Annotated in this window: 12 protein-coding genes; 4 read left to right on the forward strand and 8 right to left on the reverse strand. The window is 25.7% G+C overall.

All coding sequences use genetic code 11. The features are described from left to right. Nucleotides 1-97: 97 nt before the first annotated feature. Nucleotides 98-1,342, reverse strand: coding sequence for an extracellular solute-binding protein (locus T324_RS0110835; protein WP_028330274.1), 1,245 nt, complete (start codon nucleotides 1,340-1,342; stop codon nucleotides 98-100). 172 nt (nucleotides 1,343-1,514) lie between these two features. Here T324_RS0110835 and T324_RS0110840 point away from each other — a divergent pair, with 172 nt between their 5' ends. Genes T324_RS0110840 through T324_RS0110850 form a run of 4 tightly spaced genes read left to right on the forward strand, consistent with a single transcriptional unit; the run spans nucleotide 1,515 to nucleotide 6,632 of the window. Beyond that, complete coding sequence (locus tag T324_RS0110840; protein ID WP_028330275.1) at nucleotides 1,515-3,215, forward strand: tetratricopeptide repeat protein; 1,701 nt, start codon at nucleotides 1,515-1,517, stop codon at nucleotides 3,213-3,215. A gap of 18 nt (nucleotides 3,216-3,233) precedes the next feature. Further along, nucleotides 3,234-4,751, forward strand: coding sequence for a tetratricopeptide repeat protein (locus T324_RS17235; RefSeq protein ID WP_245580690.1), 1,518 nt, complete (start codon nucleotides 3,234-3,236; stop codon nucleotides 4,749-4,751). Nucleotides 4,752-4,762: 11 nt separating this feature from the next. Further along, on the forward strand, nucleotides 4,763-4,915 hold the full coding sequence (locus T324_RS18565) for a hypothetical protein (protein ID WP_245580691.1): 153 nt from the start codon (nucleotides 4,763-4,765) through the stop codon (nucleotides 4,913-4,915). A gap of 58 nt (nucleotides 4,916-4,973) precedes the next feature. Beyond that, nucleotides 4,974-6,632, forward strand: a complete 1,659-nt coding sequence (locus T324_RS0110850) for a restriction endonuclease (RefSeq protein WP_028330276.1) — start codon at nucleotides 4,974-4,976, stop codon at nucleotides 6,630-6,632. A gap of 75 nt (nucleotides 6,633-6,707) precedes the next feature. On the opposite strand, the gene T324_RS0110855 is transcribed toward T324_RS0110850, so the two are convergent. The 7 genes from T324_RS0110855 to T324_RS0110885 all read right to left on the reverse strand — a co-directional run bounded on the left by T324_RS0110855 (nucleotide 6,708) and on the right by T324_RS0110885 (nucleotide 14,107). After that, nucleotides 6,708-7,646 carry a tetratricopeptide repeat protein gene (locus T324_RS0110855; RefSeq protein ID WP_028330277.1) on the reverse strand — a complete coding sequence of 313 codons (939 nt, stop codon included), beginning with the start codon at nucleotides 7,644-7,646 and terminating at the stop codon, nucleotides 6,708-6,710. Between the two features lie 110 nt (nucleotides 7,647-7,756). Then, nucleotides 7,757-8,695: an EFR1 family ferrodoxin gene (locus tag T324_RS0110860; RefSeq protein WP_028330278.1), complete on the reverse strand. Its 939-nt coding sequence runs from the start codon at nucleotides 8,693-8,695 to the stop codon at nucleotides 7,757-7,759. A 26-nt stretch (nucleotides 8,696-8,721) separates the two neighbouring features. Continuing rightward, nucleotides 8,722-9,396: a BsaWI family type II restriction enzyme gene (locus T324_RS0110865; protein WP_028330279.1), complete on the reverse strand. Its 675-nt coding sequence runs from the start codon at nucleotides 9,394-9,396 to the stop codon at nucleotides 8,722-8,724. Further along, entirely contained in the window at nucleotides 9,393-10,733 is a 1,341-nt protein-coding gene (locus tag T324_RS0110870; protein WP_169730114.1) for a DNA methyltransferase, read from the reverse strand. The genes T324_RS0110865 and T324_RS0110870 overlap by 4 nt, the downstream gene beginning before the upstream one ends. Before the next feature lie 439 nt (nucleotides 10,734-11,172). Further along, entirely contained in the window at nucleotides 11,173-12,735 is a 1,563-nt protein-coding gene (locus T324_RS0110875; protein WP_028330281.1) for an NAD-dependent epimerase/dehydratase family protein, read from the reverse strand. Nucleotides 12,736-12,784: 49 nt separating this feature from the next. Further along, the gene (locus T324_RS0110880; protein WP_028330282.1) at nucleotides 12,785-13,099 is read right to left on the reverse strand and encodes a cell division protein ZapA; all 315 of its coding nucleotides are present in this window, start codon (nucleotides 13,097-13,099) and stop codon (nucleotides 12,785-12,787) included. A 21-nt stretch (nucleotides 13,100-13,120) separates the two neighbouring features. Beyond that, nucleotides 13,121-14,107: a hypothetical protein gene (locus T324_RS0110885; RefSeq protein WP_028330283.1), complete on the reverse strand. Its 987-nt coding sequence runs from the start codon at nucleotides 14,105-14,107 to the stop codon at nucleotides 13,121-13,123. Nucleotides 14,108-14,219 lie beyond the last annotated feature (112 nt).

The following is a 14,219-nucleotide window of genomic DNA, read 5'->3' on the forward strand; positions in this document are numbered from 1 at the left end:
TAAAATTTGTCAAATCAATAATTCTTTGATAGTTAATAAAATAATAAAAAAGGGTACTACTAAAAAGTAATACCCTATTAAAATTACATTTATGAAATTATCTAGCAACTAATTCTTTTATTTTTGCATCCATTGCATCAAATGCTTGTTCCGGAGTTTTTGTTCCTAAAACCATTTCATTAACAGCATTAAATATAGCTGTAGTCATTTCTGAATAGTAGCTAGGAACGCCTTTTGGGAATGGACTTGATATTAAAGTAGATTCTTCAAGTAAAGCACCTGTATTTTTAAGTTTGCCTTCATTGATAAGTTCTTCCATAACAGAAGTTCTTGTAGGCATAGTGTTTTGTACATAGTTTAATTGTTTTTGTATTTCCGGAGAATTAAACCATTTTACAAATTTCATAGCAGCTTCTTTATTTTTGGATAATTTTATAACTCCTACTCCTTCAGGAAGAGCAAAAGTTTTTGGAGAAGGTCCTGTAGCACCTGGAAGCAATATTGGTATAACATCTCCTACAACTTGAGATTCGTTTGTATCTTGTACTCTGCTTACAAATGAAGTAGGTCCTACTATAAAGCTAGCCTCTCCGGAATTTATTCTTCTGTAAGCATCCATACCTGTAGAAGTTTTACAAGCAGGGTCTATTAAATTATCAACATTTACCATTTGATTAATAAATTGTAAAGCACCAAGTACAGCATCTTTATTTAAAGTACCATCTTCATTAAATACTATACCGTATTTTGAATAAGCCATCCATATTAATGAAGTAGTACAAGATTCATCAGCATTTAAAGGCATAGAAAAAGGATATTTACTTACACCAGCAGCTTTTATAGCTTTTAAAGCAGTATAAACATCATCCCAAGATTTTGGAGCTTCAGCAATGCCGGCAGCTTCAAAATGTTTTTTATTATAATAAGCTAAGCGGAAATCATTAGCATAAGGAAGAGCAAGAACTTTTCCATCTATTATGAAAGGCTGTATTGAAGGCATAGCATCAATTTCTTCTTGTGTTAATTCTATAGGTTCAAGCCAATCAGCACTGTTGAATTCTCCTACCCAAGACCAATCAACTTCTACAACGTCAGCAGCAGCAGTTCCGCCAGCAGCGGCAATTGATATTTTATCTCTTATATTTTCCCAAGCTATAACATTCATATTAACAGTAATTCCTGTTTCTTCTTTGAAAGCATTAAGCATTTCATCAGAAGGTACTGCCCAATCTGGTACCATTACTGTTATTGAATTTTCAGATGATGTTTCTTGGGTTTGGCAAGAAACAATAAAAATTGCTGTCAGTGAGATGGCAATTAATAAAGCAATAATTTTTTTCATTTATTTACTCCTATTTTGTAATGATAGAAAAATATACTATATTAGTTATTAAAGTCAAGTAATTAGATAATTAAATTAAAATTAATATTAATATTTTGTTGAACTTTTAATTTTTTTGTATATGCTTTATAATATTATATATTTAACCATAATAGTGTTGCGGATTGTTGTTATGAATAATCATATTCTATACATTGTAATTGCATGCATATTTTTAGTGATATTATTTGCTACTATTTTTATGATCAAAAATATATTCTCTAAAAAAGAAAATAATTCTCTAAAAAAAACTTCAAAAAATGTAAAAAAAAGAATGGAAGAGCTTAGAGAGAAAGTTTCATCTAATGTGAAAGACTTGGATTCTTTATATGAACTTGCTTCATTAGAAGAAGAATATGGTGATTTACAAACAGCTTTAGAAGAATATGAAGCTCTTATAGATGCCAGATATTTTTCTGATGATACTGCAGATGAAATAGAGATATATAAAAAACTTGAAAGCGGATATAGTCAATTAAATAACAAAGAAAAAGTTTTGAAATATATGCTGATAATATCAAAATTAGAACCTAATAATATTTATTATTCAATTAAGATAGCAAGTATTTTAGGTAAAGAAGGTAATTATCAAAGAGCATGTGATTATTTCAATAAGGCGTTAGTTTCTAAAAATGAATTTGAAATAGATGAACTAAAAATAGCGAGTTTATCTTTTTTTATGGTTAAAGATTATAAAAAATCTATTTTATTTTTGGAGGAACTATATAAAAAGTCTTTTAATGCATTTAAAAATGATAAAAATAAAGATAGAAGCAATATTAATAATTTAGAGAAATTATTATTATCTATGTATATATCTGCTGATGAACTTAATAATGGTATTTCATTTGCTGAAAAGATATTAGCTGATGATTTCATGAGTGATGTGCATAAAATATATGTGAATAAGATTTATATGTTTATGCTATATAAATTATCTGATACTGAAAAATTTAATAAATTATATAATGAATTGATATCTGTTTATCAACTAGATAAAGGAAATAGAAAATATGCAAGTATTATATTCGATTTCGGATTTTATGCATATTTTTTAAAAGATATTGAAACATCTATAAAATATTTTAGTATATTAAAATCATTTAATATGCTTGAATTTAGCGTGTATTATTTAGATCAAGTATTAAACTATTTAACAGAAGTAAATAAAGCATATGGTCAGTTAAGTAAATTAAGAAGTGCAATGGGATTAAATGATGAAAAATATAAAAATGAAAGATATGATAAATATGTAGACAAAGAAGCTATGGCTACTTGGGAAAAAGTTTTAGGTTTATGGGAAGCTTCTTTTTTGAATCTTGATTATATAACTTCATTAACAGAAATAGAAAAAACTATGGATATTGATAAGATATTATTAGATTTTGACGCTAATAAGAGTTCTTATGATAATGCAAAAACAGGAAATATAAATGAAATAGATAAGATATATAAATTAACTTATACTAATTTTAAAAAATTATGCCAGAATATAGTGCAAACAAAATTATCTTATTCTATATTACAGGAATATTCTGATAATGTTATCAATTATGAATATGGAGATGAAGTTAATTTTTTAGCTTATCATATTAATAAAGGTAAGAAAGATTTGACTTTAATATCTTTCAAACGTTGGAAAAATACTGAAATTGGAGAATTAATTTTAAGAGATTTTATGCTTATGGTTAATGAGTCAGGGGCAAAGAGCGGAATATTAGTTCTTCCAGTTAGATTATCAAATAGTGCTAAAAGCTATGCATTGCATAATGATAAGATAACAGTTTATTCCAGAAGTCAGTTTAATTCTTTTTTAAAGACTAAATTCGTATAATTTGGGGATAAGTTTTATATGATGGACGCTTATACTTATATTTTTATAGTACCTGTATCTATTATATTAGTAATAGGTATTATCATATTTTTTAATTCTGTGTTAAAAAAAAATGATTATTATAAACCTAAAAATATAAAGAAAAAAATGGATGATCTTGAGAAAAAAATTAAAGAAAATCCATCCGATTATAATTCTCTTTATGAGTTAGCCAAACTTGAAGAACAGCATAATTTTTTAGAAAATGCTTTAAGTAAATATGAAAAATTAATAGAAGTTGACTATTTTGAAGGAGAAGAAGTAAATATATATAAAAAATTAGAGGATATACATAGAAGGTTAGGTAATGAAGAAGAAAGTTTCAAGTATGTTCTAAAAGTATCTCAATTAGATGATAAAGATAATTATTATTCATTAAAGACAGCCACCATCTTAGGAAAAGAGGGAGCTTATAGTTTAGCTTGTAAATATTTTAATAGGGTTCTTAATAATAAAAGCGATTTTGAAATAGATGAATTAAAAATAGGTTCATTATGCTATTTTGTAGGTCATGAGTATAAAAAAATGATTACTTTGCTTGAAGAGCTGCATAAAAGATTAAGCAGAAATATAAGCAATATTGAAGAAGATTATGAGGAAATGGTATTAGTAGAAAAAATACTATTGTCATTATATATAGCTACAGATGAAATAAATACAGCTAGAAATTTGGCAGAGCATATTTTGTCTTTAAGAAGTATTAATAATGATAAGTCTTATAAATTTTTTATTAATAGAATGTATTTGTATATATTATATAAATCAGATGATAATGCTGCTTTTGAAGAGCTGTATAATAAACTTTCAAATGAATATAAAATAAGTGATATTGAAAAAGAAAAAACCAATATTATTTTGGATTTCTCTTTTTACAGCTACTTCATAAAAGATATTAACAGTGCTATTCATTATTTTGAGCATTTAAGATTATTTGAAGCACCTGAATTTGCTTCTTATGATTTTAATAATATTCTAAAATATTTATTAGAAATATCAAAGGCTAATGAACAATTAAAAAAATCAAGAGCTTCAATGCAGTTAAATAATGATGAAAAGTTTAAACATGAGAATTATGAAAAATATGTTAGTAAAGCATATATTGATATTTGGGAAGAGAGTGTTAAATTATGGGAAAGTTCTTTTAATAATATTGATTATATATTTCAATTAGTAGAAATAGAAGGAACTATGGATATTGCAAAAATATTATCAGAATGCAATATAGATGAGAATACATCTTCTGTAGAAAATAAAACTGTTAAAAAAGTTGATAGAATATATGATATAACTTTAGCATCATTTAAGAGTATATGTTTTGATATAGTACAAAATAAATTATTATATTCTGCTGTGCAGGAATATAATGAAAATTCAATAAGTTATGATTATGGTGATGAAGTTAATTATTTAGCTTTTGCTTCAAATAAAAATAAGAAAGATTTAACATTAATATCTTTTAAACGCTGGAGAAATACTGAAGTTGGAGAATTGATATAAGAGACTTTCTAATGCTTATTGATGAAGCTGGTGCTAATAATGGTATATTAATATTGCCTGTAGAGCTTACAAGCACTGCTAGAAGCTATGCTTTACACAATAATAAGATAAAAGTTTATACTAGAAACCAATTTAATTATATGTTAAGAGACAGTAGATTTTAACATTTATTTTGTTATATTTTATATACATATTATTGATTTAATAGTAAGGATAGTAGAAATGAGTTACATTTATATTGTTATTGCAGCTGCATTCATATTGTTGCTGATTTCTTTTTTACTTATAAAAAAAATTCTAAGTAATAAATCTTCTAAAAAAGTTTCAGGAAATATTAAAAAGAAAATTGAAAAATTAAAAGCGGCTTTATCAGAAAATCCCAAAGACTATGTATCTATGTATCAATTGGCATTGCTTGAGGATGAGATAGGTGATGATGCTAATGCTTTAAAAAAATATGAGGAACTTTTGAATGTTTCTTTTTTTCAAGGTAAAGAGGAAATTGATTTCTGTAAAAAGGTCGAGGGCTATTATGATAAAATAGAAAATAAAGAGATGTCATTTAAATATGCTATAAAGATTACTAAGCTTGACCCTAATAATATTTATTATTCAATAAAAGTTGCATCTATACTTGGAAAAGAGGGTAGTTATTTATTAGCTTGTGATTATTTCAATAGAGCGCTTCTTTCAAAAGGTGAATTTGATATAGAAAGTATCAAGATTGCAGTTTTTTCTTTCTTTAAGATAAAAGAGTATAAAAAATGTATTGTATTTTTAGAAGAGCTTTATAAGAGAATGGCTAAAGATAAAAATAACATTGGAAGTGATGAATTAAATAATTTGCAAAGAAGTTTGATATCAATGTATATACTATCTGATGAACTTAATATAGCTAGAAATTTTATTGAGCAGGTTCTTATAGAAAACAATAATGAAAGTCATTTATATTTTATTGATAAAATGTATTTATATATATTGTATAAATTAGTTGAAAATGAGAAGTTTAAGGAATTGTATGATAAAATGTATATTAAATACAAGATTAAAGATTATAATAAAAATTATTATAGTTTAATATTGGATTATTGTTTTTATTCATACTTTTTGAAAGACATGACATTTGCCATAAAATCATTTGAAGCTATAAATAGTTTTAATTTGCCAGAGCTTAAAGTTTATAATATTAATGGCATATTAAAATATTTGTCAGATATAGACAGGGCAACTTCTCAGCTTAATAAACTTAGAAGTGTAATGAAATTGGATAATTCAAAAAATGACAATTATGAAAGATATGTAGAAAAAGAGGATATTGAGAATTGGGAAAAATCTATTGATTTGTGGGAAGGATCATTTATAGATATAGATTATATATTATCATTAATGGCTGTAGAGAAAACCATTGATATAGAAAAAATATTAGAGGAATTAAAAATAGATAGTAATCCAAGCAATGAAATGGATTTAAAAATAATAAAAAAGGTTGATAAAATATATAATTTAAATAAAGTAGATTTCAAAAAATTATGCCAAAATTTAATACGTTCAAGATTGGCTTATTCTATAGTGCAGGAATATACTGATAATGTTGCTAGCAGTAATTATGGAGATGAGGTGAATTATTTAACTTATCATGTTAAAGGTAATAAAAAAGATCTTACATTAATATCATTCAAACGTTGGAAAAAAGTAGAGATTGGAGAATTAATGATTAGAGATTTTCTTATGATGGTTAATGAATCCGGTGCTAAAAACGGTATTTTAATAGTACCAGTAAAATTAAGCAATAGTGCTAAAAGTTATGCTTCTCATAATGATAAAATAACAGTTTATTCTAGAAATCAATTTAATAATTTACTTAAAGATGAAAATCTTTAATTGTGATAAAAAAACAGCAATAGCATTAGTTTTGCCATTGCTGTTTTTTTATATTTAACTCACTTTATTTAAATATTATTTTAACATTTCTCTATTAACTAACTCATTTGCAGGAACATAGTCATTAATAATTTGTGAGAATACCAAAGTATCAACGAATCCGCCTCTCTCTATTGATAAGAATAAATCATTATATTCACTTTCAGGCATACCTAATTTTTTCATAGTTACAGCTTTATAGAATACTGCATCATTAGCGAATCTTGTTCTAGGATATTCTGTTATTACTCTGTCAAATAAAGATATAGCTTCTTTAAGCTGATTTTCATCTGTAGAATAAGTTTGATAAAGCATACCATTCCATAATAATGAAAGAGGTTTGAATTTTTCTATAGAAGTTAAACCAGCAACTTTCTTGAAACATTCATTAGCTTCAACAATATGATTTTTAGCTACAACATTGTTTGATTTTCCTTCTTTTGCTAAGAAATAATGAACGATTCCTTTAAATTGATATAAATGACCTACATCAACATCTTCAGGTAAATTATTAAAATCCAATTTATTTATATAGTTCAAAGCCTGAGTATATTCTTTATTAGCGATCATAACTCTTATTTCTCTAATCATCAAAGGGTCATCATTAGAAGTCCAAGGGCTATAGAAATTGTATATAGTAGCTTTTAAAGGTCTTCTTTTGCTAGGCTGTTTATCAGTACTGCTGCCGCTATTTCCTTTAGAAGGCTTAGAACTTGAACTGTTATTTGCTTGAGTATTATTATCTATTTGAATATTATTATCTTCAGGCATATACATATCATCTGTAGGAGTAGTAGTCTGAGTACCGTTATTAGTTTCTACTATTACATCATTACTAGATGAGTTTTGATACTCTTTTTCTATTTCATTAATATAATCTTCTTCTAAATTACTGTTTTGCTCACTTGGCTTTTGACATGAAAGTACAAAAACTGATAAAATCATTATAAAAACTACTAAACACTTCTTTAACATTGTTTGCTCCAACTATTTTTTATATTGTTGTCTAATTTGTCGGAAAATACTAAAAAAGCGTTAGAACATTATTATTGGTATTATTTATAATAGGTATATAAAAATATCAATTATTTATAATTTTCTATATTTTTATAATAATTTTTTTGTTTATATTCATCTGAAACATTATCTATATAATTGTTTATTTTTTTGTCAGCATCAGCAAAATATCTGTCATAAGCCTTTTTACAGTAATTGTCATGCTTAGATTTTATTCCAGTAGGAGGATTCTCAAACTTGTAAACTCCATTAACCCTCCAGAAATTTAATATCCCTATACTAATAGCATCAACAGGACATCTGAAAGCACAGCTAGTACACATTACACATTTATTTTTGAATTTGATGTTTCCTTTTTCATCATTATAAATGTTGTTAACAGGACACTTTTTAACGCATAAATTACAATGAGTACAAACTTTTTTTACTTTGAATAAATTACCATTAACTTTCATAGCAGGGTGTTCTATTCTAAATAAAAATGCTATTAATCTTCCGAATGGGAATTTATTTAATAAATGCTCTTTACCATCTAAAACTTCATTAGCCTCTATAACACATAAAGCCTTAACAGTTTTCCACATCTTAGCGGCAAACTCATCGGTATGTCTGAATATTATATTATAAGGCATTATATAATGATATTCATTAGTAAGTATATAACCCTTTGGTTTTAATCTTGCTATTAAAGGCTCTGAAGAAATATTATTAATTGTTAAAGGCTCTCCTGAAGTTTTTATAATAAATATTTTTTTATTATCTAGTTTTGGAAATAATTTTATTAAATCAAAAATAGGATAAGGTGCATTGAATCCATGTATAGGATAAGCAAGACCTACATAATCATAATCTTTAGGATTAGGCATATTATCAAAATTATCGCCTACATTATAAAGTAAAGTTTCAACACCGTTTTCTTCAAATATTTTTTTATATTCTCTAGCTGCCTTCTCAGTGTTTCCAGTTCCTGAAAAACAATATATTACAGCTTTTTTATTTTCATAAATACTCATTTTATTATCCATAATAAAAATTATTTAATCATTTTAGTTAAATCTGTGATAAAGTTAGAAAATAATTTTACTTTTTTACTTTCTTGAACATCACTTTCTGTTAATATATAACAACCATCTGTATCAACTTCAGCAATAGCACGACCTTTTTTAGTAGGCTTTTTTATAGATAAAGTATCATCTTCATCAAGGGTAATAAACAGAACTTTTATATCTTTTGTAACAGAAGATTGCATAAGCTTTAATTTCCAATAACCAGTTTGAGCTATTCTTTCTCTTAAAGTGACTTTTATAGACAGTACAGCAATTATTTTACTATCTTTATTATCATAAATTATGATATCAACATCTGGTAAATGTAGTCCATATTCCCCATAATCTATACACAGATTCCTTTTTAATAAGTCTAAAGTCTTATCTTTAATATTTTTCTTTTTTTCTAATTTATTTCCATTAATTATAGACAATCCTAATTTTTTAATTTCATCAGCAATAATATATTCAATAATTTTTTCAAGATTTTTACCTTTGAAAGCTCTCCAAGACTGTTCAGTATCTTTTATACCATTTTTTAAAGCATCTTGCTTATGATTTTCTTCAGCGTCCATCAAAATTTCTGAAATATGTCTATAAACTTTATCACCATAGACTTTTTTCTTATCTTTATAAATAGTTATTAAATCTTCAAATTTCATAATTTCTCCATAATTAAAATATATTCTGTAGGATAAACTAATTTATCTGTAGAGGAAGTTTTAGCAAATCTTCCTGTAATAGAATCTCTAGTAGAAGGAAGCATTTTCGATGGAATTTCTCTATGTATAATATTACAAACTTTAAAACCTATATTTATCATTTGTTCACAAAATATCTCAGCATTTAATATATCTACATTTTTAAACTGGGTATTACCTATTACAATTGCTGCTTTTCCTTTATATTTTAATATTCTTTTCATTTCAATAAAACTTTCAAGCATATCAGCATAATAATTTTTTATCTCTCTTATCTTTTTTTTATTATTTGAAAATTTGTGTATAGTTTCAATAACTATACTACTTTTTAAATCTACTGCATCAATATCAACTCTATTTTTATATCCACTGCCTATAAATTTTTCTCTAAACTCAGGTAAAGTATTTAAATATCCCAACCATAAAGATGGAAGTTGATGTAAATCTGCATATTCATAACTTGTTACATAGGGGGGACTTGTTACAATAAAATCAGCTTTTTCATCTTCTAAAGGAATAAATCTGGAATCAGAACATTTTATTTTTCTATATTTATTTATATCTGAAATAAAACTTTTATCAAGCATAGTATTATACATTTCATGCCTTTTTATCATTCTTTTTGCTTGACTTAAAAATAAATTATAAGAATCCTGTTCTTTTTTCTTCATATCTCTTGTAGGCTTTATGCTTTTTTGAAGCCATATAGAAGCTGTTTTTAATATTTGCGCAAATGCTAAAAGATAAAAATCTCTTATATCTATATTTTCTATTTCAAATATAGAATAAAAAATTAAGGATAATTCTTTTTTTTGTTTAGGTTTAAACCAATAATCTATTCTATCATTATTAGGAACAATATTTTTTGCTTTTATTAAAATATCTTCTTCAGCAAAGATACTATAGTTTGTCAATTTTTCTTCTAATTTTAGATATTCTTTTTTTAATAATTCAATATCAAGCGGAGTAGTTTTTACTTTTGATATAAGATATGCTATTTCATTTATATCAACTCCACATGCATATCTTTTATTAACAAGACTTTCAACAATAGTAGTACCGCTACCCATAAAAGGATCAACAACAACTTCTTTTTCTTTTGTATATGTATTAATTAATCTTGAAACTAATTGAGGGATAAATTTAGCAGGATATGTGTAATAATTATGTGTAATATATGCTGTATCTTTTATAGTTTTATCAGAAAAAGACCAAGAATAATCTAAAGGAATAGAACTTAAGTCTTTTATATTGTAAGATTCAATATTATTAAATGGCATAAAGGTATTATTATACATAAAATTAATCAGCCTTTTATTTTCATAAATACTCATTTTATTAACCTATTAAATTTTATACACTAATTATACTAAAGTGAATATATTTTGTCAAAATTTTATTTTTAGTTTACCAGCAGAATTTTATAGTTTATTTATATATTTTATAAAATCAACTAATTAAACAGATGCGTTTCTATTGGAATAAGTTTTAAGTTCAGAAATATATAATAAAAATGAGGGTTCCCTCTCCAGGGGCAGCCCACAAGCCCGATACCCAGCAGCATATTCACTGCCTTCAAACGAGTTTTATTTAATGCCAGACTCAAAAACTGACAATATATAATATAAAATATAAAATATTATATTAAATAGTTAATTAAAATTTTCAAAATAAAAAAAATATTTCAATTCTTTTAGTTTTTTCACTTATAGCATTTTTATATACTTTTTAATATATTTAATTATTTATTTTTTTATAATGTGCTTTAAAATCCTCATCGAAATAATAAAGCATATTCTCATCTTCCTTATGTGAATCATACCAAACTTGAGCAAAATAAGGATTCTTTTTCGCAAGCATATCAAAGTTCCATTGATAATCAGGCATACATTCCATACACCAATGACCAGCCTTTATAACTGTAAATGGTGAAGCTTCAAATTCATGTCCTTCAGCACAAGCCCATTTTAATTTTGTATGTAAGTCGCCTTTAATCATGCTAGTACTTAAAAGTTTTCCCCCTCTGAACTCGGCAGCTTTTTTAAGATCTTCTATATCAATCTCACTGTCTTTTTTGCTTTCATCATAACCATGATTAAGAAGTTTAGCATTATTTATATCAAGCAAAGCTTTATAATCTATATAATTTCCTTCAAAGTCTTTATTTTCAAATAATAAATTAAAATCTTCCCATTTTTTTGGCAAATTATCAAAATTTTCTAAACTTCCAAATGTAGCTATAATCTTACCGTCCTCTCCGTTTTTTCTCCAATATATAGGCGAATTAGGGTGCGATAATAGTCTTTGTATAGCGAAGAATGATATTATTCCTGCTGGTACTAATTTACCGAATGCATAATACCAATGTGTTTTACCTATTTCATTCCAATAATCTATAACTGATTCTTTTTGATAAGAAAATAATTCTTCAAGTTTGTATCCGTCATAATACCAAAGTCCATGGAAATTTCTTGTAGCATTCCAATTAGGTTTCATGTATTTTTTTGTGGATCCGCCTATTAATTTAAATCCATCATTAAATGTATCATAACCAACTAATCTATTTTCAGCCTTGCTTCCTAAATTGAAGCAGCCTTTCCAGAAATAATCATTTAAATTTCCTTTTATATCTTCTTCAATGATTCTTTTCATTAATAAACCGCTGTCTCTTGCAGTTGCCCATTCAAGCGGTGCATTATAGCAAGTATGGAACATTAAACCATCGCTCATATTATCAGTAAGCATTCTGCTGTGAAGCATTGCTGTTTGTCTTATTATAGCTCTATGTTCTAATGATGAATCAAGAACATATCTTTCACCCTTTAATTTAGAAAAAGAATATGCATCATAAGGGCTTATTAGTAAAGGATCTCCAACTCTTCCCCAAGGATGTTTTTCATTGCGGTTTCCATAAAGAGCCACTGTTGATATATGAACAAGTTTAGGGCGTTTTTCTTTAGGCATTGATTCAATTAAATCAACTAAATGCATTACTCCTACATAATTTGTTAAATGTGCCAGCTTTGGAAAACTATCTGATTTAGGAGGAATAACTGCTGCCAGATTAAGAACATAATGACAATCTTTAATTAATTTTTCGCAGTCATCTTTCTCATATATATATCCAATTATAATTTCTATTCTTTTACCATATTGTTTTTTAAATTTGTATGCGGCTTTTTCACTTTCTTTTCTAATTAGAACCTTTACAACTTCAACATCTTCTATTTCCATTAATTGTTTTAAAGTTTCAAGCCCCATATTTCCTGTAGCACCGGTTAATGCTATATTATACTTCATTTTATTACCCTTTATTTATAGTTTTTTATATAGATATTTTGATAAAACTTTATTTATTTTCTTTAGTTTCGTCTATGAGTTTTATAAGTTCATTGCTTCTTGAGGCTATGCTTTCTTTTAATGCTGATAGAGTATCTTTTCCTGCTTTACTATTGGCTATCTCTCTTTTTAGAAGGTCTGCTATATTAAGGCATGCTAATATTGCTATAGTATCTCTTGGATAACCACTGCCGTAATGTTCTGCTATATCGTTCATACTTTCATTTACGAAATCTGCAATTTCTTTTAAATATTCTATATTTTCTTCATTAGATTTGATATTTAAAGTTCTGCCGTATATTGTAACCTCTAAAGAATTATCCATAATTATTTACCTGTTTTTATATTATTTTGATTCATTATCGAAAAAGAAGTCTTCTTCATCATCGTCACCAAACATATATTGATCATCTTCATTTATATCAAATTCATAACTATCTTCTTTGTTCTCATTTGATTCTTCAGATTCTTGATTTTCTTCTTTTATTTCTTTTGCTGCTTTATGTTCATCTTTCTTTATATCATCATCCCAGCTTGAATCTGATGCATTAGAAAATGGATCTTCATCTTCTGTTACTTTAACATTTGATGCTACTTTGACTTCTTTTACTGTTTCATGCTTTTTTACTTCTTTTACTTCAGATATTTCGGAAGAGTTTTCTTTATATTCTTCATATTCATTATCAAATATATCACTGTCATTGTCGCTAAATGGATCCATATCTTCTTCTATATTTTCTACAACATTAACTTCTTTATTTACTTCTTTTTCTATTACTTTTACTTCTTCTTTAATATTATTTATTTCTTCTTTTTTAACTTCAGCTTCTTTTATTTGATTATGAGTTTTTTGTGTATTATTTGATTTTCTTACACTATCTATTTTTTCTATAAGAATGCTTAGATTTTCTTTTAACTGTTCATTTTCTTTTGTAAGAGTTTCTATAGCTTTATTGGCATTTTCTAATGCTTTTTTTATATTATCATTTTCTTCTATTAATGTTTCAGAATCCTTTTCAATGCTTTCCAAATTAGATTTTAAAGAATCTCTTTCTATTCTAGTTGCTTCCAACTGTTTTATTAGATTATCTTTTTCTTCTTTTATAGAGTTATAATTATCAGTTACATTTCTTTTATCAGCTTCAAGTATTGTTTTTTCTTCTTTTATAGAAGAGAGATTTTCTTTTATTTGATTTAATTCATTAATAGCTTGTTCTTTTTCTTTTGTTAATTTGTCTATTATTTGTAATAATTCTTTATTATCTGATGATACTGTTTGGTATTCATCTAAAAAATCTTTAATTTTTTCTTCTAAAATAGCAAACTCTTTCAATTTTATACTCCAAAAAAATGCTATTTAAAATTATATCACATATAAAATCAATTGTCAATTTTTTATTTATATGATAGAATTGTAATATTAATAATAAAACAATGATAAATAT

Origin of the sequence: Brachyspira alvinipulli ATCC 51933 (assembly GCF_000518245.1) — a bacterium.
Lineage (GTDB): Bacteria > Spirochaetota > Brachyspiria > Brachyspirales > Brachyspiraceae > Brachyspira > Brachyspira alvinipulli.

What these genes read in the sequence shown, in the direction of transcription:
- T324_RS0110835 (WP_028330274.1), bottom strand. Translation starts at nt 1,342, where the DNA reads ATGAAAAAAATTATTGCTTTATTAATTGCCATCTCACTGACAGCAATT.
- T324_RS0110840 (WP_028330275.1), top strand. Translation starts at nt 1,515, where the DNA reads ATGAATAATCATATTCTATACATTGTAATTGCATGCATATTTTTAGTG.
- T324_RS17235 (WP_245580690.1), top strand. Translation starts at nt 3,234, where the DNA reads ATGATGGACGCTTATACTTATATTTTTATAGTACCTGTATCTATTATA.
- T324_RS18565 (WP_245580691.1), top strand. Translation starts at nt 4,763, where the DNA reads ATGCTTATTGATGAAGCTGGTGCTAATAATGGTATATTAATATTGCCT.
- T324_RS0110850 (WP_028330276.1), top strand. Translation starts at nt 4,974, where the DNA reads ATGAGTTACATTTATATTGTTATTGCAGCTGCATTCATATTGTTGCTG.
- T324_RS0110855 (WP_028330277.1), bottom strand. Translation starts at nt 7,646, where the DNA reads ATGTTAAAGAAGTGTTTAGTAGTTTTTATAATGATTTTATCAGTTTTT.
- T324_RS0110865 (WP_028330279.1), bottom strand. Translation starts at nt 9,396, where the DNA reads ATGAAATTTGAAGATTTAATAACTATTTATAAAGATAAGAAAAAAGTC.
- T324_RS0110870 (WP_169730114.1), bottom strand. Translation starts at nt 10,733, where the DNA reads ATGTATAATAATACCTTTATGCCATTTAATAATATTGAATCTTACAAT.
- T324_RS0110875 (WP_028330281.1), bottom strand. Translation starts at nt 12,735, where the DNA reads ATGAAGTATAATATAGCATTAACCGGTGCTACAGGAAATATGGGGCTT.
- T324_RS0110880 (WP_028330282.1), bottom strand. Translation starts at nt 13,099, where the DNA reads ATGGATAATTCTTTAGAGGTTACAATATACGGCAGAACTTTAAATATC.